This is a genomic window from Sphingopyxis sp. C-1, from assembly GCF_001047015.1.
Classification (GTDB): domain Bacteria; phylum Pseudomonadota; class Alphaproteobacteria; order Sphingomonadales; family Sphingomonadaceae; genus Sphingopyxis.
In genome coordinates, this window is sequence record NZ_BBRO01000001.1 from 1,727,475 (window position 1) to 1,749,486 (window position 22,012).

Consider the following 22,012-nt stretch of genomic DNA (forward strand, 5'->3'; position numbering starts at 1 on the left):
GCATTTCCTGCCGAAGCAGTTCCGGTCGTTGCCGGTCCATTGTGCGCGAGACCCCTCCCAACGCGCGCAGAAGGTATCACGAATCACTGTCCGGTCAAAATATATCACCGAAAGAAAAAGGCCCGCAGAGGGACACTCTGCGGGCCTTTTGTTTCGCGTGAGCGAGGGAAGAGGAAATTAATCCTTCTTGCCGGCCTTCAGCGCTTCGCCGAGGATGTCGCCGAGCGACGCACCCGAGTCCGACGAACCGTACTGAGCAACCGCTTCCTTCTCTTCGGCGATCTGCATCGCCTTGACCGAGAAGTTCGGCTTTTTCGAACGGTCGAAGCCGATGACCATCGCATCGAACTTCTGACCGACCTGGTAACGTTCGGCGCGCTGTTCGTCGCGATCGCGGCCAAGATCGGCGCGCTTGATGAAGCCGGTGGCGCCATCTTCGCCAGCCTGAACTTCGAGGCCGTTGTCGCGAACTTCGAGGACCGAGACGGTGACGACGTCGTTCTTCTTCAGCGAACCGACGGCAGCGGTACCGCCACCAACGGCCGGAGCACCCTTTTCAAGCTGCTTGATGCCGAGGCTGATGCGTTCCTTCTCGACGTCGACGTCGAGAACGACGACCTGCACGGCCTCGCCCTTGCGGTGGAGGTGCAGCGCTTCTTCGCCCGAGATGCCCCAAGCGATGTCCGACATGTGAACCATGCCGTCGACGTCGCCCGGCAGGCCGACGAACAGACCGAATTCGGTCGCGTTCTTGACTTCGCCTTCGACGACCGAGCCGACCGGGTGAGCTTCAGCGAAAGCACCCCAGGGGTTCGACTGGGCCTGCTTGAGGCCGAGCGAAATGCGGCGCTTGTCGCTGTCGACTTCGAGGACGATGACGTCGACTTCCTGGCTGGTCGAAACGATCTTGCCCGGGTGGACGTTCTTCTTGACCCACGACATTTCGCTGACGTGGACCAGGCCTTCGATGCCCGCTTCGAGTTCGACGAACGCGCCGTAGTCGGTGATGTTCGTGACAGTGCCCGAGAGCTTCGCACCGACGGGGTACTTGGCGGCGACGCCTTCCCACGGATCGCTTTCGAGCTGCTTCATGCCAAGGCTGATGCGCTGCGTGTCGCGGTTGATGCGGATGATCTGGACGCGGACGGTGTCACCGATGTTGATGACTTCGCTCGGGTGGTTGACGCGCTTGTAGCTCATGTCGGTGACATGGAGCAGGCCGTCGATGCCGCCGAGGTCGACGAACGCACCGTAATCGGTGATGTTCTTGACTGCGCCTTCGATGATCTGGCCTTCTTCGAGGTTCTGGATCAGGCCCGAACGCTGTTCGGCGCGCGTTTCCTCGAGGATGGCGCGACGCGAGACGACGATATTGCCGCGGCGGCGATCCATCTTGAGGATCTGGAAGGGCTGCGGCAGGTCCATGAGCGGGCCAACGTCGCGCACGGGGCGGATGTCGACCTGCGAACCCGGAAGGAACGCAACGGCGCCGCCGAGGTCGACGGTGAAGCCGCCCTTGACGCGGCCAAAGATGACGCCTTCGACGCGTGCTTCCTTGTTGAATTCTTCTTCCAGGCGGTCCCAGGCGGCTTCGCGGCGGGCGCGATCGCGGGACAGCATGGTTTCGCCATTGGCGTTTTCGACGCGGTCGACATAGACTTCGACTTCGTCACCGACGTTGATGTCGGCCTTCTGGCCCGGCATGGCGAATTCGCGAAGCGGCACGCGGCCTTCGCTCTTCAAACCAATGTCGATCACTGCCAGGTCGTTTTCGATCGCGGTCACGGTGCCCTTGACGACGCGGCCTTCAAAGCCGCCATCAGCACCACCCAGCGATTCGTCGAGCATCGCGGCGAAATCGTCGCGCGACGGAAAAGCCGTAGAGGCCATAGAGTGTTTTCCTTACTTCATTTGTTCCGGCCAAGCGGTTGGTTCCGCTGGTCTTGTGGCCGATCCGTCCTGCCCGCCGGATGCGAGGCAAGACATCCTTCGAACCTTTGGCAGGACAAGGCAGGGGCAAAGCAAAAGGGGCGCGACGGATCAGCTCCATCGCGCCCGACGCTCGGGTAAGAGCGGCGGTTTGTCCGTGCCTCGACCGGCAAAATGCCCGTCGGACGGCGCGCGTATAGTGCGCACCCCCCTTAAAAGCAAGGTGGAAAGCCGGTCTCAGCCGCGCGCCTTGCGGCGCTCCTCGATGAAAGCGATGGCGGCGGCGAGTGCTGCGTCCCGGTCCATGTCCGTGTTGTCGAGCAGCATGGCGTCCGGCGCGCGCATCAGCGGCGCGTCGGCGCGGCCGGTATCGCGCGCGTCACGGGCGTGAACGTCGGCGAGTACGGCTTCGAAGCTTACGGTAACGCCGCGCCCCACCATCTCGGCATGGCGGCGCCGCGCGCGTTCTTCGGGGCTGGCGGTGACGAACAGCTTGGCGTCGGCGTGCGGCGCAATCACCGTGCCGATGTCGCGGCCGTCGAGCACTGCGCCGCCGGGCTGGTTCGCGAATTCGACCTGCCGTTCGAACAGCGCGGCGCGGACCTGTGGGTGGACCGACACGCGGCTGGCGAGCCCGCCGGTGGTTTCGAAGCGCAGCGCGGGATCGTCCAGCAGGCTGTCGGGGAAGTCGCAGGCAGCCAAAGCATCGGCGGCACTGTCTGCATCACCATGGTTCAGCTGCGTCTGGTAACCGACCGCGCGATAAAGGAGCCCGGTGTCGAGTACGGGCAAGCCGAAATGTTCGGCAAGCTGGCGCGCGAGTGTGCCCTTGCCCGACGCGGTGGGGCCATCGACTGCGATGATCATTGCTGGAGTCCGGCCAGCAGTTCCTCGAAATTGGGGAAGCTGGTCGCTACCGGGGCGATGTCGTCGATCGTCACGGCTGCCTTGCTGACGAGGCCCGCGATCGCGAAGCTCATGCAGATACGGTGGTCGAGATGGCCCGCGATGGTCGCGCCGCCGGGCAGCGGGTCGCCGCCCGTGCCGTCGATGATCAGTCCGTCCTCGGTCTCTTCGACGCGCGCTCCGATCGCCTTGAGGCCCGTGGCCATTACGGCAATGCGGTCGCTTTCCTTGACGCGCAGTTCGTCGAGCCCCGTGGTAACCGTGCGGCCTTGGGCGAGCGCTGCGGCGACGAAGAGGATCGGAAATTCGTCGATCATGCTTGGCGCGACCGCGGGATCGACCTCGATGCCCTTGAGGCTGCTGTATCGAACGCGAAGGTCGGCGACGGGTTCGCCGCCGACTTCGCGCGCATCGACAAGTTCGATGTCGCCGCCCATCTGCCGCAGGACTTCGACCAGACCTGCGCGTGTGGGATTAAGACCGACATTGGCAATGAGGACATCCGAACCGGGGACGACGAGCGCGGCGACGATGAAAAATGCCGCGGACGAGGGGTCGCCGGGGACGACGATCGTCTGCGGTTTAAGTTCGGCCTCGCCGCGAATGCGGATATGGCGCGTACCGTTGCCGCCCAACTCGACCGTCAGCTCGGCCCCGAAGCCGCGCAGCATGCGTTCACTATGGTCGCGCGTGGGCACGGGTTCGATCACTTCGGTGATCCCCGGCGTGTTGAGACCCGCGAGCAGGATCGCGCTCTTCACCTGCGCCGAGGCGACGGGGAGGCGATAGGAAAGGGGGATGGCGGGCGCGAGGCCGCGTACCATCAGCGGCAGAGTCTTGGTCCCTTTGGCGCCCGGCGAAGCGCTGATGTCGGCGCCCATCTGCGAAAGCGGGTCGATGACGCGGCCCATCGGGCGGCCGGACAGACTGGCGTCGCCAATAAAGGTCGTGGTGATCGGATGGCTCGCGACAAGGCCCATGAGCAGGCGGGTCGAGGTGCCGCTGTTCCCCATGTCGAGAGCTTCCCGAGGTTGAAGGAGCCCGCCGACGCCGACGCCATGAATGCGCCATTCGCCGTCGTCCCGGCGTTCGATCGTCGCCCCCATCGCGCGCATCGCGGCGGCGGTGGCGAGCACGTCATGCCCTTCGAGCAAGCCGGTGACGCGGCTTTCGCCGACTGCGAGCGCCGACAGCATCAACGAGCGGTGCGAGATGCTCTTGTCACCCGGAATCGCGATCCTACCTTTAAGCGGAACGGAAGCAGAAAAGCTGCGCGGCGTGGCGGTTTGATCGGTCATGGCGTGCGGCTTTTGACAGCGGCCTTGCAATCTGGCAAGGCGCACGCCGATTTGACGGATAGCTATTCAAATTCCGTCGCTCTTCCGATATTTTTATCCTGTTCCAAAGGGTTACGAGGCATATATGATCAAGGCTGAATGGGGCACGAAGCGTAGCTGCCCGAAATGCGCAACCCGATTCTATGATTTGACCAAGGATGATCCGATCAACTGCATCAATTGCGGTTACAACTGGATTCCGGAATCGGTTCTGAAATCGAAGCAGCCGATGCCGTTCGAGCAGATCGAAAAGCCCGGTAAGGTCGTCAAGGAAGAAGGCGTCGACGAGGATCTGGATCTGGACGTCGATGTCGACGAGGATAGCGATTCTCCCGACAATGACGTCGACCTCGGCGGCGACGACGATCTGGGCGTCGCGACCGCGGACGACGACGACGTCGAAACCTGATTTTCTGAGCGGGGGGTCAAAAAGGCATCGCAAGATGCATTTGGCCCCTTGCATCACCCGACGGCGCTGCTAAAGGCGGCGTCCCGGTCGCAGCCAACATGATTGGCCAGGGCGGCACGATGAAATGGTACGGGGCCTTAGCTCAGCTGGGAGAGCGCCTGCATGGCATGCAGGAGGTCAGCGGTTCGATCCCGCTAGGCTCCACCATTTCCTCGCTATATCAATGATGTAGCTAGATTTTCTGTGGAAAATCCCACCTTTATCCCAACGCTTTGATTTAAGTGTCTTTTGAGATCGGCCTGCCTTCTATCTGAAGTCCGCCTTGATTCTCGAAAATCGCGCCGATGTGCAGTTTGAGGCGACATCTGCTTCTATTGCTTTCGTGAAAGCCGACGTTCGTTCAAGCTCTATTGTGGATGCCGGAGCTTGGGACCTTGCCGACAGTTCGCCATTGATCGCGCTGGCTTGAAGCTGTTTGTTCTGCGTCCAGGCAAGTTTCGGCCAGTCACGGCCGGGGGGTGGGTGGAAACGGGTCGACCCATTTCCACCCTTGTCGTTCATCGGCAGTTACTTCGCAGAAAAGTGCTTATAGAGGCTTTCGACGTTGCCAGCGGTCAGCAATGTCATAGCGCTCTTGAGATCCTCATCGGACCAGTTCCACCATTGCATCTCGGCGAGCCGGAGGATGTCTTCGTCACTGAAACGCTTTCGGATCGGACGCGCAGGATTTCCTCCGACAATCGTATAAGGCGCGACGTCGCGCGTCACGACGGCTCGAGTGCCGATGACGGCGCCGTCCCCGATGGTGACCCCCGGCATGACGATGGCTTCGGAGCCGATCCAGACGTCGTTGCCAATCACTGTGTCGCCCGCAGCAGTGAAGCCGTTGAGCGCATCTTCGAATGCAGGCACCTCCGGCATCCAGAAAAAGGGAAATGTGCTGATCCAGTCGTTCCGGTGTCCCTGATTGCCCGCCATGATAAAGGCGGCGCCCGACCCGATTGAACAGAAACTGCCGATGACAAGCTTGTCTGCATCGTCGTCGGGGAGAAGAAAGCGGGCGCAATCGTCGAAGCTATGGCCGTGATAATAGCCCGAATAATAGCTGTATCGACCCACGCGGATATTGGGATGCGTGACTTGTTTGTCGAGCGTGATCCCCTTGAAGGGGCTATCGAAATAATTGGTCATGAAATCGTCCGATGAAACCGGCTCTGTGCGCCGGCGGCTGTTCAAGCCGTGCAACATCCGCAGGCGCGGCCGGATCGGCGCGCCTTCGTTACTCCACACATCTTCGTGCGGGAGGCGGTTAGATGGTACAGGGGGCCGATTTCATCGGACCTCCTTATCGAGCACGCCGAAGCCGGGCAAGCTATTGGCACACTCCCGATAGCTGGGTGCGGCCGATATGCGTTCGATGCGGCGGCGACGGCTGAGCGGTCAGCGATCTTCGCTTTCGCTGATCCTATGGGAAAGCGGACGGCCAGCTAAAGGCCAGTCCGGAATGTTCGTCTGACAGACATCGACCGAGTTTGACGTTTTGACGCTGCGCAGCCAAATGGTCCTATGAGCGATGTGACTTCTATTCCTGTTGCCGGTCGGTCGCGCCGAATGACGCGACGCGGCATCGACACGCGGGAAAAAATCCTCGACGCGACGATCAAATGCATCGTGCGCGCGGGTTTTACTGCGACCACGATCGAGCATGTTATGGCCGAGGCCGCGCTGAGCCGCGGCTCGGTACTTCACCAGTTCCCCAACCGCGTGGCGTTAATGGTGGCGACCGCCGAGCGAGCGATGCGCGGCGTCATGGAAGCGGCCCGCAGCATGGCCGAGGCAATCGAAGATCCGTTCGAGCGATTGTCCGACTATGCGCGCATCTCTTGGGAAACGCATTCGCAGCCTGAGGGGCTTGCGTTGACTGATATCCTGCTGGCGGCGCGTTGGGATCGCGAACTGCTCGACGGATTGCAGCCGGTCACAAGCAGGGTCGAACAGGAGATCCACGACGAGTTCATCAAGCTCGCACGGGAGGCGGGCTTCGCCGATGCCGAGGCGCTGGTTCCGCACGGCTGGCTGCTGATCGCGAGCGTGCGCGGGCTGATCATCGAGAATAGCGTGAACCAGTCGCGTCCGATGATCATCGCCGCGATCGAACGGATGAAGGAACGACACCGTCGGTTTTGCGCCAATCTTGCGGCAAGGGGCCGCGAAAAATAAAAATAGGCAAACTTGATTAGTCGTACTTGACTAGTTTTGGGCAATCTGATTTCCTGAAGGAAAGTCGGCAACCAGATAAGCCGACTCCAAAAAGGAGAGAGAGATGCCCAAGGGACTTGCGGCGCGCCTGTTGGCAGGCGTGGCTTTTGCCGGATCTGTAATTGCTACCCCGGTAGTGGCACAGACGGCGGAGGCGGACAGCGCCGAAACGACGGCCGAAAATGCAAGCGAAATCATCGTCACCGCGCAGCGCCGCGAACAGTCGCTGAACTCGGTCCCGATGTCGATCACCGCCATCGGCGGCGACCAACTCACCGCGCAGGGCATCAGCACCGTTGCCGACCTCGCCAAGATCGTTCCCGGTCTGACCTTTACCCAGAGTCAGATCGCAACCCCGGTCTATACGATACGCGGCGTCGGCTTCTACGAATCGACGCTCGCGGCGTCGCCCGCAGTCAGCGTCTATGTCGACGAAGTGCCGCTGCCTTTCGCGATCCTGACGCAGGGCGCCGCGCTCGACCTGTCGCGCGTCGAGGTGCTGAAAGGGCCGCAGGGCACGCTCTACGGCCAGAACGCGACCGGCGGCGCGATCAACTATATATCCGCCAAACCAGGCAGCGAATTCGAGGCCGGGGCTGATGCGAGTTTCGGCCGTTTCAACGCGTTCGAACTGTCGGGCTTTGTCAGTGCGCCGCTGACTGACACACTCGGTGTGCGCCTGAGCGCGCGGGTCGACGAAGGCGGAGCCTGGCAGCAGAATTACACGCGGAACGACAAGCTGGGCAGCGCCCGCCGCATCGCGGGGCGCGCGCTCGTTGTCTGGAACCCGACCGACACGCTCGAATTCACGCTTAACCTCAACGGGTGGCGCGACAAGTCGGACGTGCAGGCGCCGCAGCTGACCGCGCACACGCCCTATAACCCGGCCGGCGCCTATCCCTATGTGCTCGCGACGCCGCTGGCGCCGGAGAATGCGCGTGCCGCCAACTGGTCGGCGCAGACCCCGATGCGCCGCGACGATGATTTCTACCAGGCCTCGCTGCGCGCCGATCTCGACGTGTCGGACGATGTTCGCCTGACGTCGATCACCTCATGGATCGAATTCAACACGGACGCGACGCAGGATCTCGACGCGACGCAGTGGCGCCAGCTCGACAGCTATACGCCGGGCAATGTGAAGAGCTTCTTCCAGGAACTGCGGCTGACCGGCACCAGCGGCGACGCGCGCTGGATTCTCGGCGCCAATTATTCGCACGATAAGGCAGGCGAGCAGCAGATCCTCTTCACGAACGATCTCAGCAGCAACGTCATCATCCCCGGCCTGCCGATCCTGACCGTATCGGCGGTGTTTACCAATCAGAAGGTGACCACTTATGCGGGCTATGCGAATCTCGAATATGATCTGACGCCGAACCTCACCGCGCAGGGCGGCATCCGCTACACGCGCAACGAGCGCAGTTTCAACGGCTGCGGCTATGATGGCGACGGCACGACCTATTTGAGCTTCAACGTGCTGACCGAATTGTTCACCGGCGCGCCGCCGATCACGCCGATCCCGGCCGGCGGCTGCCTGACCTTCAGTCCCGCATTCCAGCCTTCGCTGGTCGTCGATGAACTAAAGCAGGATAATATCTCATGGCGTGGCGGGCTGACCTATACGTTCGACAACCGCGCGATCGTCTATGCGAACATCTCCCGCGGGTGGAAAGCGGGCGGGTTCCCGACGGTGCCGGCATCGTCCTTCACCGGATTCCTGCCTGCGACGCAGGAATCGTTGCTCGCCTATGAAGCCGGGTTCAAACTGCCGCTCGCTGATCGCACGCTGCAGTTCAATGCCGCGGGCTTCTACTACGATTATTCGGACAAGCAGGTCCGCGGCCGCATTCTCGACCCGATCTTCGGGCTGCTCGAACGGCTCGTCAACATCCCCACCTCGCACATCTATGGTGTCGAGGCGGCGATCGACTGGCGGCCGGTGCAGGGGCTGACGGCGAACCTGTCAGGCACCTATGTGAAGAGCCGCATCGACGAATTCACGGGCTATAACGGCACCGGAGTCTTCGCCGATTACGAAGGTTCGGCATTCCCGTTCACCCCGAAGTGGCAGGCGACCGCCGACGTCCAGTATAAATGGCCCGTCAGCGATCGCTGGAACGCTGTGATCGGCACCAACGTCAACTACAACAGCGCGACCAACTCGACCTTCGGCGATCCCGCGATCCTGCGGATAAACGCCCGGACGCTTGTCGACGTGCGCGCGGGTGTCGAGACCGAGGACGGCAAGTTGCGCGTCCAGCTTTGGGGGCGCAACATCTTCAACGAATATTACTGGAACTCTACCTTCCAGGCCGACACCGCATGGCGCATGGCGGGCCGCCCCGCGACCTATGGCATCTCGGTCGGTTGGCGTCTGTGATCCAACCCGCCTTCCACATGATAGCCACCAACGGCATCAACCTGCGCGCGGCGATAGCCGGCGAAGGGCCGTTGGTGGTGCTTGTGCATGGCTTTCCCGAAAGCTGGGCGGCCTGGCGGCACCAGATCGGACCGATCGCGGCGGCGGGCTACCGTGTATGCGCCATCGATTGCCGCGGATACGGGGGCAGCGACAAGCCGGATGCCGTCGAATCCTATGATCTGGAAAGCATGACGGCCGATATCGCGGGCGTCGTGGATGCAATGGGCGAAGGCCGGCCCGGCATTTTGATCGGTCATGACTGGGGTGCGTATCTGGTCTGGCATACTGCGCTGCTGCACCCCGACCGGGTCAGCGCGGTCGCTGCGCTGTCGGTGCCGTTCATCGGCGTCGCCGAGGTCGCTTTGATAGATGCCCTAAAGCCCGTCTATTCGGATCGGGGACGCTTTTTCTATCAGGACTATTTCCAGACGCCCGGTATCGCGGAAGCGGAAGCGGAGGCTGACCTCGACGGCTTTATCCGCCGTTTCTATTTCTGGCTGGCGGGGGAAGCTCCCGACGGTTTGGGCGACGAGCGGTCCGCCGATTCCCGCCTGCTCGACGGATTACCCGATCCCGATCCCTTTCCCGCGTGGCTGCCCGATGCGGACATCGCGTATCTGACCACCGAGTTTCGCGCGAGCGGTCTGCGCGGGCCGCTCAACCGTTATCGCAACCAGCACCGCGATGTCGCCTATCTGGAGCCATGGCGCGGAAGGGTGATCGATCAGCCGGCGCTCTATATCGGCGGCACGCGCGACCTTGTGCTGTCAATGCTGCCCGGCCTCGACATGATCGCAGCGATGCGGGCCCAAGTACCTAACCTGTCCGATGCGATCCTTCTCGAGGGTTGCGGGCATTGGACACAGCAAGAGCGGCCCGAGGCGGTAACGGCAGCGCTTTTGGCCTGGCTGCATCAAGAGAAAGAAGGACAGACGCAATGAGATTTGCAGGCAAGGCCGCGATCGTCACTGGCGGCGCATCCGGTATCGGGGCGGCATTTGTGCGTCGCTTCGTCGCGGAAGGCGGATCTGTGATGATCGCCGAACTCGACGTCGAACGGGCAGCGGTGTTCGCGGCCGAACTCGGCCCGCAGGCGGCTTGCGAACTGGTCGACGTTGCCGATGCCGAGGCCTTCGATCCGCTCGCCGAGAAGACGGTCGAGCGCTTCGGCGGGATCGACATCCTCTTCAATAATGCCGGGGTCGGCAATTTCGGGCTGACTCCCGATATGGACATCGAGCAGTGGCGGCGCTGCATCGCCGTAAATCTCGACGCAGTCTTCTACGCCTGCCGTGCCATCATCCCGCATCTGAAGGCGCGCGGGGGCGGGGCGATCGTCAACACCGCCTCGGCATCGGGCATGGCAGCCGACTATGGCTTCACGGCTTACAACGCAGCGAAGGCCGGGGTGATCAACTACACCCGCTGCCTCGCGATCGACCATGCGCGCGACAATATCCGCGCCAACGCGATCTGCCCCGGCCCGGTCGATACCCCGCTGCTGACAAGCGGCGTCGACGCGATCGAAGGGCTGCGCGCCGAATGGGAAAGGATCGTGCCGTCGGGCCGCTTCGCGCGTCCGGAGGAGATTGCATCGGTCGCGCTGTTCCTCGCCTCAGACGATGCCAGCGGCGTCACCGGTGCGTCGATCCCCGTCGACGGCGGCCTTACCGCACATACGGGGCAGCCGGACCTGCGCGACGTCATGGCTGCTGCCGCCCAAGAAGCGTGAAAGGATAAGACGATGACTGCCAGGAAACCGAGTTTTGAGGTCTATCGCGCCGCCGATGCACCGCCGTACAGCGAAACCTCGTGCATGGAATATTCGGGGATAACGCCGGTGATCGAGGACGGTATCGTCCGCGCGACCGCCGAGGGGGCCGACGACGGCAACGAGGTGCGGCTGCTCTTTTCGATGCCGGGGATGAGCCTGACCTATGCGTGGTTCAAGAGCGGCTTCCCGCTGCCGCTGCATAGCCACAACGCCGACTGCCTCTATTATATCATCGCGGGCTCGCTAAAGCTTGGCACCGAAGTGCTTGGCCCTGGCGACGGTTTCTATGTCGGCACCGACGTCCCCTATACCTACAAGCCCGGGCCTGAGGGCGTCGAGGTTCTCGAATTTCGTACCGCCGACGCGTTCGATATCCGCTTCCGGGGCAATACGGCTGCCTTTTGGGACAAGATTGTCGACGGCCTGCGCAAGGAAAAACCGGGCTGGGAAGGCCAGCGCAAGCCGACCGAACTCGCAGGTACCAAATGAGCGGTGCCACGATGCGCGCGGCGGTCCGCCGCGGCGCTGCGCTGACCGTAACCGACGTTCCCGATGTCGTGCCGGAGGCGGGGCAGGTGGTTGCGAAAACGCTCGCCTGCGGCATATGCGGATCGGACCTGCACGCCGTCCATCATCTGGAACATGGCGTCGAGATCGGCCGCCGCTGCGGCGCGCCTGATACGATCGACCCGTCGCAGGATCTGGTGCTGGGTCATGAATTCTGCGCCGAGATCCTGGATCATGGGCCAGGGACCGAAAAGCGTTTTGCATCAGGAACGCGCGTCGTCTCGACGCCCTTTGCCTTCGGGCCGCTCGGCGCCGAACTGATCGGCTTTTCGACTCGCTACCGCGGCGCGCTCGCCGAGCGTGTCGTGCTCACCGAGGCGCTCCTGCTACCCGTGCCGAACGGCCTTCCGTCCGAAATTGCCGCGCTCACCGAGCCGCTGTCCGTGGGCACCCATGCCGTCGCGGTCGCCAATCCGGGGCAGGGCAGCGTTGCGATGGTGATCGGCTGCGGCCCGATCGGGCTTGCGGTGATCGTTGCCCTGAAACGCCGTGGCATCGGCCCCATCATCGCCGCCGATTTCTCGCCCGCGCGCCGTGCGCGCGCTGAAAAGCTGGGCGCTGACATCGTCGTCGATCCCGCCGCGACATCGCCGCACGACCAATGGGAGGCGCTCGACGTCCCCTCAACTCTGGCTTCCTTCGGGATGGCGCAGCTATCGGGCAGGTCGATGCGCGATGCGATCGTCTTCGAATGCGTTGGCGTGCCGGGGATGCTGCAAAATCTGCTCGAACAGGCACCGCCGCTCGCGCATATTGTCGTGGTCGGCGCGTGCATGGAGGATGATCGCATCCTGCCGGTGCTTGGAATCAACAAGCAGATGCGTTTCAGCTTCGTCTGGGCTTATTCACCCGATGAATTCGCCGACACGCTGCACGCGCTTGGTGAAGGAGCGATCGATGGATCGGCGTTCCTGACGGATCAGGTCGGGCTGGCCGATGCGCCTGCGGCTTTCGAACGCCTCGCCTCGCCGGGCGATCAGGTGAAGATCGTCGTGGAGCCGTGGCGATGAGCGATGAACCTGCCCCGGCGATGGCCGGCGGGATGGCAGCAGTCGTCACCGGCGGAGTGGTGGTGCTCATCGCGGGTTTCATCGCTCTCGGCTTCCTGCTCGGGCTTACGCCGCTCTACGGCGGTTTCCTGTTGCTCTGGTATTGGGGCAGCGTCGATTTGGTCGAGGGCAAGGCGCTGCTGCCCTTGCTCGTCGGAGCGTGCGGCGGGACGGCGACGGCGTGGCTGCTGCAATATGGCGCGGTCCATGGCGGCCTGGCCGGCGCCCTGCCGGTGCTCGGGCTGATCGTCGCGGCGATCTATTTCCAGCTTCGAGGCTGGCTGCCGTTGCTGATCAACCGGCCCTATATGCTTTATCTGACCGTAATGGCCGCGCCGCTGCTGCAGTCGGGCGAGAGCTTCGCGCATGTCATGGCGGCGATCGTCGCAGCGACGCTTTACTTCGGCGGCATCGTGACCGCCGGACGCATCGTGATGGCGCGGCGGTCGGCGGCGCTCGCATGACCGGCCTCGCGATCACCCAAGCGCTGCACCGCGCGGCCCGAGAGACGTCAGGCCGGATCGCGACGGTCGATGGCGGGCGGCAACGCACATGGTCCGAAGTCGCGTCACGTACCGGCCGCGTCGCCGGCGCGCTTGCCGCGCTGGGCGTCAAGCCGGGCGACCGCGTCGCGCTCCTCGCACCCAACGGCGACCTGTTCGTCGACTTCCTGTTCGGCAGCCTGTGGGCAGGGGCAGTCGCCTGTCCGCTCAACACGCGCTGGACGGCAAGCGAGATCGCCTATGCACTTTCGGATTGCGGGGCGACCGTGCTGATCGTCGATCCGGGTTTCCGTTCGATGCTGACCGACATCCGCCGCGAAGCACTCGGGCTACGCGAAGTCGTTTTGGCCGGCCCGGTATTCGAGCAATTGATCGCAGCGGCAGACGAAGCCGACGAGCATTTACGCCACGGCGACGACCTCGCGATGATCCTCTACACCGGCGGGACGACCGGACGGTCGAAGGGCGTGATGCTTTCGCACCGGGGGTTGATGGCCTATGCGCTGTGCCTTGCCGGCGCCGGCGACGCCGCGCCGGGCGCCTGCATGCTGCATACCGCGCCGCTATTTCATGTTGGCGCGATCTCTGGCTTTCTCGCGTGCCTGCTCGGTGGTGGGCGGCACGTCTTCCTGCCCGCCTTTGAGGCCGAGGCGGTGATGGCGGCGATTGCGGGGCAGGGCGTCACCGATATCTTCCTCGTTCCAACGATGCTCCAGGCGGTGCTCGATCACCCGCGCTTCGGCGAGCATGACCTGACGAGTGTCGAGCGCATCTATTATGGCGCCGCCCCAATGCCGCCCGCGCTGATGGATCGCGCCATCGCCGCGATGCCGCGCGTCGGTTTCGTGCAGGGCTATGGCATGACCGAAACCTCGGGCTCGATTTCGCTGCTGAAGCCTGCCGACCACCGCGATCCAGCGCGGCTTCGCTCCGCCGGACGCGCGGTGATGGCGATCGAGGCACGCATCGTCGATGCCAACGACAAGGAAGTGCCGGTCGGCGAAATCGGCGAGATCGTCGCGCGCGGCGAAGCGGTGATGACCGGCTATTGGAACCGGCCCGACGAAACCATCGAGGCGCTGCGCGGCGGCTGGATGCACACCGGCGATGTCGGTCGGATGGACAAGGATGGCTATATCCATATCGTCGATCGGCTGAAGGACATGATCATTACCGGCGGCGAGAATGTCTATTCGGTCGAGGTCGAAGCTGTGCTCGCCGATCATCCGGCCGTGTCGCAATGCGCCGTGGTCGGACTACCCGATGCGCGCTGGGGCGAGCGTGTTCATGCGGTGATTGTCCCGAAACCCGGGCTGGCATTGGACGCCGGTGATATCATCGCACATGCGCGCGCCACGCTTGCGGCTTATAAATGTCCGCGGACGGTCGAGTTCCGCAGCGCTTTGCCGCTGTCGGCGGCAGGCAAGATATTGAAGGCCGGGCTGCGCGCCTGAAAGGGCGATCAGCCGTCAATAATTGCCGCAAGAGCCTCCGCCACGCGATGCAGTGTCTGTGGATGCGACCACATCGGATGATCTCGGGACTTGTCGGCGAGTTCGGTTTCGCGTCCCGCCAATATTCCGCTGATCGCGCCGCCCATGAATACAAGCCGCTGGTTCAATATGTCCGGGGCGACATCGGGCTTCAGCGTTCGCACGGCATCGAGGCAGCGTTGATAACCCGAGTTCCAGCGTCCCGCGAGCGCGTTCATGAACAATGCACGGTTCGATACTTGCAGCCCCACGACAAAGCGGTTGTAGCATTCTCCCCACGCCGGCGGATCGGGATCGATCGACGTTTCGACGAGTATCTCCATGACCTCGAGGACGCTATGGGGCCCGCCCGCCGCATTCGCGCGGTCGAGCGCGGCGTTCCGACGGATGTCGATCTCCATCGCGCCATCGACGATCAATTCGCGAATCAGCGCTTCCTTGGAGCCGAAATGATAGGTCAGCGCGGAATGATTCCGGCTCCCCAGCGCTTCAGCAATTTGTCGCAAGGTAACGCCGTCGATTCCGCGTTCGGCAAAAAGCCGCAACGCGACTGATTTCATCAGCGTAACCGAAGCCAAAGGTAACGGATCATTTTTCGCCTTCATCATCGGGCAAATGCCATTGACATCCAGGCCCGTCAATACCATCCATCTGGATGGATCAATCATCGATAGGGCAATGATTGGTGGAAAATGTCGATCTTGCGGCGCTTGAACGCTGGATGGATGGAGAGGGGATCGGTGTCGGGTCGATCCTGGACGCGCGACTGCTGTCGGGCGGTACCCAGAATATCCTGATGCGCTTTCGCCGCGGCGATGCGGACTATGTGCTCCGCCGCCCGCCGCCGGTGCCGCGCCCCAATTCGAACGAGACGATGCGGCGCGAGGCGCGCGTGCTCGCGGCGCTCCGCGGCGCCGCGGTCCCGCACCCCCGCCTCGTTGCGGCGTGCGACGAAGAGGATGTGCTGGGCGTCGCCTTTTACCTGATGGAGCCTGTGGAAGGTTTCAACCCGACGCAGGGATTGCCTGCGCTGCATGCGACCGATGCGGCGGTCCGCCACCGCATCGGCCTGTCGATGGTCGAGGCGATCGCCGCGCTCGGCGCCATCGACTATCGCGCGGTCGGGCTCGACGGCTTTGGCAAGCCCGACAATTATCTCGAACGGCAGGTCGGGCGTTGGAAGGCGCAGCTTGCCAGCTATGCCGACCTTCCCGGCTGGCCCGGTCCCGCCGCCATCCCGGGCGTCGAGCGCGTCGCCGATTGGCTCGATGCGCATCGCCCGGCGGACTTCCGTCCCGGCATCATCCATGGCGATTTCCATCTCGCCAATGTCATGGTCCGCCCCGACAGCGGTGATCTGGCGGCGGTGGTCGATTGGGAACTAAGCACGATCGGCGACCCCTTGCTCGACCTCGGCTGGCTGCTTGCAACCTGGCCCGAAGGAGACACGCCTCGCGCGACCGACGTCGCGATCACGCCTTGGGAGGGATTTGCGACCCCCGATGCGCTCGTCGCGCACTATGCCGCAGTCAGCGGCCGCGACCTTGCCGCACTCGACTGGTACGTCGTGCTCGCCTGCTACAAGCTCGGGATCATCCTGGAGGGCACGCACGCACGGGCCTCTGCCGGCAAGGCTCCGAAAGAAACCGGCGACCGCCTCCACGCCCACACGCTCGACCTGTTCGACCGCGCGCTGCGCCGCATCAGCTGAAGGAATGATGATGAAAGACGATACCGATTTCACTGGCCGGCGGGTGCTGGTCGTCGGCGGATCGAGCGGCATCGGCAATGGTGTCGCGCACGGCTTTCGCGATCGGGGCGCCGAGGTGCATGTCTGGGGCACCCGTGCCGCGGCGACCGATTACGACCCGGCGGACGGATCGGACCTCGGTGGGCTCGGTTACACCTGCGTCGATGTCGGAGATCCCGATGCGATCCAGGTGGCAGCATTGCCCTTCGACGGGCTCGACGTGCTGATCCTTTGTCAGGGCACGGTCGTCTATCGCCGCGGCGAGTTCGAGCGCGAGGGTTGGGATCGCGTCATGGCGGTCAATCTCGACAGTCTGATGCATATCTCGCGCAAGTTCCGTGCGCAGCTCGCCGACGCGGGCGGCTCAATCGTCATCGTCAGCTCGATCTCCGGGCTGAAGGCGAATATTGGCAACCCCGCCTATGCCGCGTCGAAGGCTGGCGCGATCAGCCTGACCAAGACGCTGGGGCAGGCGTTCGCCGCCGACGGCATCCGCGTCAACGGGCTGGCGCCGGGGTTGGTCGATACGAAATTGACCAAGGTCACGACGCAGAACCCCGAGCGGCTGCAAGGCACGCTCGCCCACATCCCGCAGCGGCGAATGGGTACGCCCGAGGACATGGCGGGCGCCGCGATCTTCCTTGCCTCGCCGCTCGCTTCCTATGTCACCGGCCACACACTCATCGTCGATGGCGGGCTCTCCCTCTAACGAAAGGCAAACAGATGAATTTCGAATATAGCGACAAGGTCGCCGGGCTTATCGCGCAGATCGAAGCCTTCATGGACGAGCATATCTATCCGAACGAGCAGGCTTATTACGACTTCGTTCATGACCAGGATAATCGCTGGCAGGAATGGCCGGGGATGGAGGCGCTGAAGGCAAAGGCGCGCGAACAGGGGCTGTGGAACCTGTTCCTGCCGCACGAATATGGCGAGTTGTCGCCGGGGCTCACCAACCTCGAATATGCGCCGCTGGCCGAGATTTTCGGACGTGTGCCCTGGTCGAGCCAGGTGTTTAATTGCTCGGCGCCCGACACGGGCAATATGGAGGTGCTCGCGAAATTCGGATCACCCGAGCAGCAGGAGAAATGGTTGAAGCCGCTGCTGAATGGCGAAATCCGTTCGGCCTATGTGATGACCGAGCCGCAGGTCGCATCGTCCGACGCGACCAACCTCGAACTGTCGATCATCCCCGACGGCGACGATTATGTCATCAACGGCCGCAAATGGTGGATATCGAACGCGATGCACCCGCGCTGCGACATCTTCATCGTGATGGGCAAGACCGATTTCGATGCGCCGCGCCATGCGCAGCATTCGCAGATTCTCGTTCCGCGCGACACGCCGGGGGTGACGGTGGTCCGCCACCAGACGGTATTCGGATCGCATAACTCGCCCGGCGGCGAGTCCGAACTGCGCTTCGATAATGTCCGCGTACCGAAGGAAAATCTGATCCTTGGCGAGGGCCGCGGGTTCGAGATCGCGCAGGGGCGCCTCGGGCCGGGGCGCATCCACCACTGTATGCGCTCGATCGGGCAGGCACAGCGCGCGCTTGAATATATGGCGCGGCGCGTCGACAGCCGCGTCGCCTTCGGCAAGAAGCTGGCCGACCAGAGCAGCATCCGTCAGGACGTCGCGAAAAGCTTTTGCGAGGTCGAAATGGCGCGGTTGCTGACGCTCAAGGCCGCCGACGCGATGGACCGATTTGGAAACAAGCAGGCGAAGGATCTGATCGCCGCGATCAAGGTCGTCGCGCCGACGATGGCGCAGACCGTGTCCGACCGCGCGATTCAGGCGCATGGCGGCATGGGGGTCAGCGAGGATACGCCGGTCGCTTACTTCTTCACGCTCAATCGCTACGTCCGCCTCACCGACGGCCCCGAAGAAGTGCACATGTCGCAGCTCGGCAAACAAAAGATCGCCGAATATGTTGCCGCGAACCGGCGCTGAGCGGGAAGGGAAGCCAAGATCATGAAAGCCCTTCGCTATTACGGCTCACACGACATCCGGTACGAAAGCATGGATGACCCAACGCCGCAGTCGGATCGCGACGCGATCGTCAAGGTCACCGCCTGCGCGATATGCGGCAGCGACCTGCACATCTATCACGGCCACGGCTTTTCAGAGGACGTCGGCTTCTGTGTCGGGCACGAGGCGGTGGGCGAGGTTGTCGAGACCGGGCGCGGCGTGTCGCGGCTGAAGGTTGGCGACAAGGTCATGATCCCGGCGGCGGTCGGTTGCGGATCGTGCCGGTGGTGCCTCGCCGGGATCGTCAATCTCTGCGAATATGGCATGGGCTCCTGCTACGGTCTTTCGGCAAAGCTGCAGGGGTCGCAGGCGGAGGCGGTGCGCGTACCCGCTGCCGACGCCAATGCGGTGCTGATCCCCGACGGCGTGTCGGAGGAACAGGCGCTATTGATGACCGACGCGCTCGCCACCGCCTGGTTTGGCGCGCGAAATGCCGACATCGTCCCGGGCAGCAGCGTGGCGGTGATCGGTCTTGGTCCGATCGGCCTGATGGCGGTTGAAAGCGCGTTCGTCATGGGCGCGCATGTCGTCTATGCGATCGACCCCATAGCTGAACGTCGCGCGCTTGCCGAAGAAGCGGGCGCTATCGCGCTGCATCCGAGGGAAGCGGTCGAGACGATCCGCGAGGCCACCAAAGGCCGTAAGCTCGACTGTGCGATCGAGGTCGTCGGGCGCGACGAGACGGTCGATCTTGCGCTGCGCCTTGTCCGCGCGCGCGGAACGGTGTCGGTGATCGGGGTGCAGCAGTCGCGCCGCTATGCCTTCCCGCTCGAACGCTTCTTTGCCGCCGGCCTGACCTTCCGCGCGGGCACCTGCTCGGTTCCCGAAGAACTGCCGACCCTGTTCCCGCTGGTACAATCAGGACGATTGAAGCCCGAGAAATATGTCAGCCATCGCATGCCGTTGAGCCAAGGAGCCGAAGCCTATGCGCTGTTCGATGCGCGCGATGGCGGCGCTCTCAAGATGATCCTGACGCCAAACTAGCCATTCCCTTGATGAATATGAGTTGCTTGGCCAGGTTCAGGGGGGGATTGGTTGGTGACACTGACGCGGCTTTCACGCCGGCATTGAGGTGGGGGCTCGGATGACTTGATCGACCCGGAGGGCCGCTCCTTACCTTGCCAAGGCCCAAAAGCCGCCGCTCCGCAACCGGCCATTCCAGAGGCTAAGTCCAGCGCAACGTGAAGTTGGTCAGGGCGACGTGAGGGTATTGGACGTCGTCCCAAGGGATCGGTCGGTCGAGCGGATCGTCGTTCAGCGGTCCGTCGATATTCTGGAAATCGAGGGACAGGCCGGACAGAGTCCTGCCGATCGTCATCAGCTGGGCGAGCCGGTCGAAGGCCAACGTGGTCAGGTCGATGTGCACGACATAATCTGCCGCATCGGAGGCAAAGTTCGAAATCGCGCTGCGCCGGATGCTGCCATTCCACTCGACGTTTCCGTCTTCTGCGTCGACAACAAGCAGTCTGCCTTTCAGCGCACCGAGGTTGCCCGCCGAGCTTGTGATGGGCTGGCCGCTAATCGCGAGCAGGGGAGCTACGATGCATCGTTCCAGACGTGCATAGTCGCCGTGCGCACCGCCCATTTCCAGGCCGACTGCGCCGACATCGAAGCGGAGAAAAGCCGGAACGATGGCGAAGGTGGCTGCGCTCATCATGGAAATGTTCGGTCAGACGCAGAGCTGGTCATAGAGTTCATAGGCTTTCGAAAGCTGATCATGGAAATAGCCGGTGTCCGCAGGGATCATCAAATTGACGTCGCGGTTCGCAAAACCCGCGATCCTGAATTGCTTCCAGGCACTCTGAATGTCTCCATAGGGCCCGGTGTGCCGGGCAAGAATGATGCGCCCGTTTTCGAGCGGGCGAAGACATCGACCCAATTGACGCCATTGCCGGTATCGCGAGGGCTGTCCTTGTCATAGAAGACCTGCCACAGCCCTTCGTTTTAAGCATAATGCCATCGTTCGGCGCGCGCGGGCGCCGCGCCGAGGATCGACAGAGTGATCAAAGCATAGATGCGACGTCGCATAAACTTCCCCCCGGATGTGCGGCTCCCTCATCCTTAAAGGCTGGAATCTGAAGGACAAGCACGCTGGAGGACATGCGCGCCGAGGCCAGCCTGTGGGCCATCTCCAGGAGAGCGGCGCAGTCTCGGCCGCTAAACATTCCGGTAGCCGATGATATGAACCGACTGGAGCGCCGCGCCTAACATGCTAAGGGCATCCTATGCTTCACATGCACGGCCGCGGTGGCACCGTCGAACTCGATGGTGTCAAATATGACTGGGAACTCCTGAGTGAGCCCCAACTGTCCTCTTCCGAAGGCTGGAAGGGCATGACGGTCGCCTTGCGCCAGAGAGATATGCCACGCGAAGCCGTGCTGGAATTTCCGACGCCAAGGCGCCTGTTGAAAGGATTGCCGAAAGGGCGTTCGCACATCAACGATGCGATAGCCTCGCGAGGGGTGCGAGCGGCATTGTCGGCGGGATGGGACCCGGCTTCTCGCGGCAAGCCGACGGTCTTCATGGTTGATGCCAACGGCGACTAAGCCAATCGTCTGGAGCATTGGCATCCAGCGTGAAAGCCGTGTTCCAATTTCAGCGTGACCAAATTTCTTTGCAAGCTGAAGCCCGGCAATGTCTCCTCTGCGAGAAGAAGAAGTTGAGGGCCTATTTTAATCGCCCAACCAATCGGTGGTGATCGCTCCCCTATGCCCCTCCGGCGCCAGCGCCGCGCGCAGGGCTTCCAGCAGAGGCGGCAGCGCCTGGGTGAAGGCGTAGGGCGGGTTGATGATAAAGAGGCCCGCGCCGTTATAGATGTCTGGCTGATCACTGTCGTACAACCAATGCTCCACCACCAGAAATTTCGGGATGCCGAGCTTGCGTAACTGCTGCTTCCAACGCGTATGCGTGGAGCGGTCTTTCAACGGATACCAGACCACCGTCACGCCATGCGCCCATTTGCGGTGGGCCGCTGCGAGGGTGGCGGTGATACGTGCGCGTTCATCGGTCTGCTCATACGGCGGGTCGACGACCACCACGCCGCGCGCGGTGCGGGGCGGCAACATCGCCAGCCAAAGCTCGTAGGCGTCGCGCTGATGCACGGCGGCGGATGTGTCGCGCATCGCGCCGCGCAGGGCATAAGCGTCGTCGGGATGTTTCTCGTTCAGGATCAGAAAATCCTGCGGACGCAGAAGCTGCGCCAGAAATCGCGGCGATCCGGGGTAGAAGCGAGGCTCGGCCACCGCATTCACCGTCCGTACGGCGGCGCGGTAGTCGTCCAGCAAGGGGTTCGCGTCGGCAAAGGCCCGCACCACGCCCTGTGTGGCCTCGCCGGTGCGTCGGGCCTCGTCGCCGCCAAGGTCATACAGCCCGCAACCGGCATGGGTGTCGATCAGGGTCAGCGCGCCCGGTTTTTGCTGCAAGGCCCGCACTAGGGCAATCAGCAGGCTGTGCTTTACGACGTCGGCGCTGTTGCCAGCATGGAAGGAATGGCGATAATTCATTGTAATTCAAAATCCTGGCGATCTGCCTTTATACGAACGGCCGGGCGCGGAAGCCGAGCGCGATGCAATGGAAGCAACCAATCCGG

General features: G+C 63.0%; 23 protein-coding genes and 1 tRNA gene. 16 read left to right on the forward strand and 8 right to left on the reverse strand.

Features of this window, described 5'->3' with window-relative positions; genetic code table 11:
* Positions 1-177 precede the first annotated feature (177 nt).
* From rpsA to aroA, 3 genes are all read right to left on the reverse strand, one after another.
* Entirely contained in the window at positions 178-1,890 is a 1,713-nt protein-coding gene (rpsA, locus tag SC1_RS07940) for a 30S ribosomal protein S1 (RefSeq protein ID WP_062179815.1), read from the reverse strand.
* A gap of 276 nt (positions 1,891-2,166) precedes the next feature.
* Positions 2,167-2,796 carry a d(CMP) kinase gene (locus SC1_RS07945; RefSeq protein WP_062179819.1) on the reverse strand — a complete coding sequence of 210 codons (630 nt, stop codon included), beginning with the start codon at positions 2,794-2,796 and terminating at the stop codon, positions 2,167-2,169.
* Positions 2,793-4,133: a 3-phosphoshikimate 1-carboxyvinyltransferase gene (aroA, locus tag SC1_RS07950; protein ID WP_062179822.1), complete on the reverse strand. Its 1,341-nt coding sequence runs from the start codon at positions 4,131-4,133 to the stop codon at positions 2,793-2,795. The genes SC1_RS07945 and aroA overlap by 4 nt, the downstream gene beginning before the upstream one ends.
* Before the next feature lie 124 nt (positions 4,134-4,257).
* Here aroA and SC1_RS07955 point away from each other — a divergent pair, with 124 nt between their 5' ends.
* From SC1_RS07955 to SC1_RS22140, 3 genes are all read left to right on the forward strand, one after another.
* Complete coding sequence (locus SC1_RS07955; protein ID WP_056370418.1) at positions 4,258-4,581, forward strand: TIGR02300 family protein; 324 nt, start codon at positions 4,258-4,260, stop codon at positions 4,579-4,581.
* Between the two features lie 131 nt (positions 4,582-4,712).
* A tRNA-Ala gene (locus SC1_RS07960) sits at positions 4,713-4,788 on the forward strand.
* Positions 4,789-4,903: 115 nt separating this feature from the next.
* Positions 4,904-5,050 carry a hypothetical protein gene (locus SC1_RS22140; RefSeq protein ID WP_193749132.1) on the forward strand — a complete coding sequence of 49 codons (147 nt, stop codon included), beginning with the start codon at positions 4,904-4,906 and terminating at the stop codon, positions 5,048-5,050.
* Positions 5,051-5,148: 98 nt separating this feature from the next.
* On the opposite strand, the gene catB is transcribed toward SC1_RS22140, so the two are convergent.
* A complete protein-coding gene (gene catB, locus SC1_RS07965) occupies positions 5,149-5,772 on the reverse strand; it encodes a type B chloramphenicol O-acetyltransferase (protein ID WP_062183781.1) in 624 nt (207 codons plus the stop codon).
* A 420-nt stretch (positions 5,773-6,192) separates the two neighbouring features.
* On the opposite strand from catB, the gene SC1_RS07970 reads away from it, so the two are divergent.
* From SC1_RS07970 to SC1_RS08005, 8 genes are all read left to right on the forward strand, one after another.
* Entirely contained in the window at positions 6,193-6,801 is a 609-nt protein-coding gene (locus SC1_RS07970) for a TetR/AcrR family transcriptional regulator (RefSeq protein WP_062179825.1), read from the forward strand.
* A 103-nt stretch (positions 6,802-6,904) separates the two neighbouring features.
* Complete coding sequence (locus SC1_RS07975) at positions 6,905-9,217, forward strand: TonB-dependent receptor (protein WP_083435746.1); 2,313 nt, start codon at positions 6,905-6,907, stop codon at positions 9,215-9,217.
* 17 nt (positions 9,218-9,234) lie between these two features.
* Positions 9,235-10,200 (forward strand): alpha/beta fold hydrolase, encoded by a 966-nt coding sequence (locus SC1_RS07980; protein ID WP_062183784.1) that lies wholly within the window; start codon positions 9,235-9,237, stop codon positions 10,198-10,200.
* Complete coding sequence (locus SC1_RS07985) at positions 10,197-10,991, forward strand: SDR family NAD(P)-dependent oxidoreductase (RefSeq protein ID WP_062179830.1); 795 nt, start codon at positions 10,197-10,199, stop codon at positions 10,989-10,991. The genes SC1_RS07980 and SC1_RS07985 overlap by 4 nt, the downstream gene beginning before the upstream one ends.
* Positions 10,992-11,003: 12 nt before the next feature.
* Complete coding sequence (locus tag SC1_RS07990) at positions 11,004-11,522, forward strand: cupin domain-containing protein (protein ID WP_062179832.1); 519 nt, start codon at positions 11,004-11,006, stop codon at positions 11,520-11,522.
* Positions 11,519-12,610, forward strand: coding sequence for a zinc-binding dehydrogenase (locus SC1_RS07995; RefSeq protein ID WP_238586621.1), 1,092 nt, complete (start codon positions 11,519-11,521; stop codon positions 12,608-12,610). Before SC1_RS07990 ends, SC1_RS07995 begins: the two co-directional genes overlap by 4 nt.
* Positions 12,607-13,113 (forward strand): hypothetical protein, encoded by a 507-nt coding sequence (locus tag SC1_RS08000; RefSeq protein WP_062179835.1) that lies wholly within the window; start codon positions 12,607-12,609, stop codon positions 13,111-13,113. The genes SC1_RS07995 and SC1_RS08000 overlap by 4 nt, the downstream gene beginning before the upstream one ends.
* Positions 13,110-14,606 carry a long-chain fatty acid--CoA ligase gene (locus SC1_RS08005; RefSeq protein WP_062179839.1) on the forward strand — a complete coding sequence of 499 codons (1,497 nt, stop codon included), beginning with the start codon at positions 13,110-13,112 and terminating at the stop codon, positions 14,604-14,606. Before SC1_RS08000 ends, SC1_RS08005 begins: the two co-directional genes overlap by 4 nt.
* Before the next feature lie 8 nt (positions 14,607-14,614).
* Here SC1_RS08005 and SC1_RS08010 read toward each other — a convergent pair whose 3' ends face one another.
* Complete coding sequence (locus tag SC1_RS08010) at positions 14,615-15,205, reverse strand: helix-turn-helix domain-containing protein (protein ID WP_238586622.1); 591 nt, start codon at positions 15,203-15,205, stop codon at positions 14,615-14,617.
* A 125-nt stretch (positions 15,206-15,330) separates the two neighbouring features.
* Between SC1_RS08010 and SC1_RS08015 the strand changes: the two genes are divergently transcribed.
* Genes SC1_RS08015 through SC1_RS08030 form a run of 4 tightly spaced genes read left to right on the forward strand, consistent with a single transcriptional unit; the run spans position 15,331 to position 19,407 of the window.
* On the forward strand, positions 15,331-16,356 hold the full coding sequence (locus tag SC1_RS08015; protein WP_238586623.1) for a phosphotransferase family protein: 1,026 nt from the start codon (positions 15,331-15,333) through the stop codon (positions 16,354-16,356).
* Between the two features lie 10 nt (positions 16,357-16,366).
* Positions 16,367-17,104: an SDR family NAD(P)-dependent oxidoreductase gene (locus SC1_RS08020; RefSeq protein ID WP_062179846.1), complete on the forward strand. Its 738-nt coding sequence runs from the start codon at positions 16,367-16,369 to the stop codon at positions 17,102-17,104.
* Between the two features lie 14 nt (positions 17,105-17,118).
* Positions 17,119-18,345 carry an acyl-CoA dehydrogenase family protein gene (locus tag SC1_RS08025; RefSeq protein ID WP_062179849.1) on the forward strand — a complete coding sequence of 409 codons (1,227 nt, stop codon included), beginning with the start codon at positions 17,119-17,121 and terminating at the stop codon, positions 18,343-18,345.
* A 21-nt stretch (positions 18,346-18,366) separates the two neighbouring features.
* The gene (locus SC1_RS08030; protein WP_062179853.1) at positions 18,367-19,407 is read left to right on the forward strand and encodes an alcohol dehydrogenase family protein; all 1,041 of its coding nucleotides are present in this window, start codon (positions 18,367-18,369) and stop codon (positions 19,405-19,407) included.
* 181 nt (positions 19,408-19,588) lie between these two features.
* Here the strand turns inward: SC1_RS08030 and SC1_RS08035 are convergent, their stop codons facing one another.
* On the reverse strand, positions 19,589-20,077 hold the full coding sequence (locus tag SC1_RS08035) for a hypothetical protein (protein ID WP_193749133.1): 489 nt from the start codon (positions 20,075-20,077) through the stop codon (positions 19,589-19,591).
* Between the two features lie 15 nt (positions 20,078-20,092).
* Positions 20,093-20,302: a hypothetical protein gene (locus SC1_RS08040; RefSeq protein WP_062179859.1), complete on the reverse strand. Its 210-nt coding sequence runs from the start codon at positions 20,300-20,302 to the stop codon at positions 20,093-20,095.
* Positions 20,303-20,648: 346 nt separating this feature from the next.
* On the opposite strand from SC1_RS08040, the gene SC1_RS08045 reads away from it, so the two are divergent.
* On the forward strand, positions 20,649-20,969 hold the full coding sequence (locus SC1_RS08045; RefSeq protein WP_062179862.1) for a hypothetical protein: 321 nt from the start codon (positions 20,649-20,651) through the stop codon (positions 20,967-20,969).
* A gap of 126 nt (positions 20,970-21,095) precedes the next feature.
* Here SC1_RS08045 and SC1_RS08050 read toward each other — a convergent pair whose 3' ends face one another.
* Positions 21,096-21,926 carry a 23S rRNA (adenine(2030)-N(6))-methyltransferase RlmJ gene (locus SC1_RS08050; RefSeq protein WP_062179865.1) on the reverse strand — a complete coding sequence of 277 codons (831 nt, stop codon included), beginning with the start codon at positions 21,924-21,926 and terminating at the stop codon, positions 21,096-21,098.
* Positions 21,927-22,012 lie beyond the last annotated feature (86 nt).

Bases quoted from the DNA above. Each gene is read 5' to 3' on its own strand.
- rpsA (WP_062179815.1), bottom strand. From the start codon at position 1,890: ATGGCCTCTACGGCTTTTCCGTCGCGCGACGATTTCGCCGCGATGCTC.
- aroA (WP_062179822.1), bottom strand. From the start codon at position 4,133: ATGACCGATCAAACCGCCACGCCGCGCAGCTTTTCTGCTTCCGTTCCG.
- SC1_RS07985 (WP_062179830.1), top strand. From the start codon at position 10,197: ATGAGATTTGCAGGCAAGGCCGCGATCGTCACTGGCGGCGCATCCGGT.
- SC1_RS08005 (WP_062179839.1), top strand. From the start codon at position 13,110: ATGACCGGCCTCGCGATCACCCAAGCGCTGCACCGCGCGGCCCGAGAG.
- SC1_RS08045 (WP_062179862.1), top strand. From the start codon at position 20,649: ATGCTTCACATGCACGGCCGCGGTGGCACCGTCGAACTCGATGGTGTC.
- SC1_RS08030 (WP_062179853.1), top strand. From the start codon at position 18,367: ATGAAAGCCCTTCGCTATTACGGCTCACACGACATCCGGTACGAAAGC.
- SC1_RS08010 (WP_238586622.1), bottom strand. From the start codon at position 15,205: ATGAAATCAGTCGCGTTGCGGCTTTTTGCCGAACGCGGAATCGACGGC.
- SC1_RS07970 (WP_062179825.1), top strand. From the start codon at position 6,193: ATGACGCGACGCGGCATCGACACGCGGGAAAAAATCCTCGACGCGACG.
- SC1_RS08025 (WP_062179849.1), top strand. From the start codon at position 17,119: ATGAATTTCGAATATAGCGACAAGGTCGCCGGGCTTATCGCGCAGATC.
- catB (WP_062183781.1), bottom strand. From the start codon at position 5,772: ATGACCAATTATTTCGATAGCCCCTTCAAGGGGATCACGCTCGACAAA.
- SC1_RS08035 (WP_193749133.1), bottom strand. From the start codon at position 20,077: ATGAGCGCAGCCACCTTCGCCATCGTTCCGGCTTTTCTCCGCTTCGAT.
- SC1_RS07990 (WP_062179832.1), top strand. From the start codon at position 11,004: ATGACTGCCAGGAAACCGAGTTTTGAGGTCTATCGCGCCGCCGATGCA.
- SC1_RS08000 (WP_062179835.1), top strand. From the start codon at position 12,607: ATGAGCGATGAACCTGCCCCGGCGATGGCCGGCGGGATGGCAGCAGTC.
- SC1_RS07945 (WP_062179819.1), bottom strand. From the start codon at position 2,796: ATGATCATCGCAGTCGATGGCCCCACCGCGTCGGGCAAGGGCACACTC.
- SC1_RS07955 (WP_056370418.1), top strand. From the start codon at position 4,258: ATGATCAAGGCTGAATGGGGCACGAAGCGTAGCTGCCCGAAATGCGCA.
- SC1_RS07980 (WP_062183784.1), top strand. From the start codon at position 9,235: ATGATAGCCACCAACGGCATCAACCTGCGCGCGGCGATAGCCGGCGAA.
- SC1_RS07995 (WP_238586621.1), top strand. From the start codon at position 11,519: ATGAGCGGTGCCACGATGCGCGCGGCGGTCCGCCGCGGCGCTGCGCTG.
- SC1_RS07975 (WP_083435746.1), top strand. From the start codon at position 6,905: ATGCCCAAGGGACTTGCGGCGCGCCTGTTGGCAGGCGTGGCTTTTGCC.
- SC1_RS08020 (WP_062179846.1), top strand. From the start codon at position 16,367: ATGAAAGACGATACCGATTTCACTGGCCGGCGGGTGCTGGTCGTCGGC.
- SC1_RS08050 (WP_062179865.1), bottom strand. From the start codon at position 21,926: ATGAATTATCGCCATTCCTTCCATGCTGGCAACAGCGCCGACGTCGTA.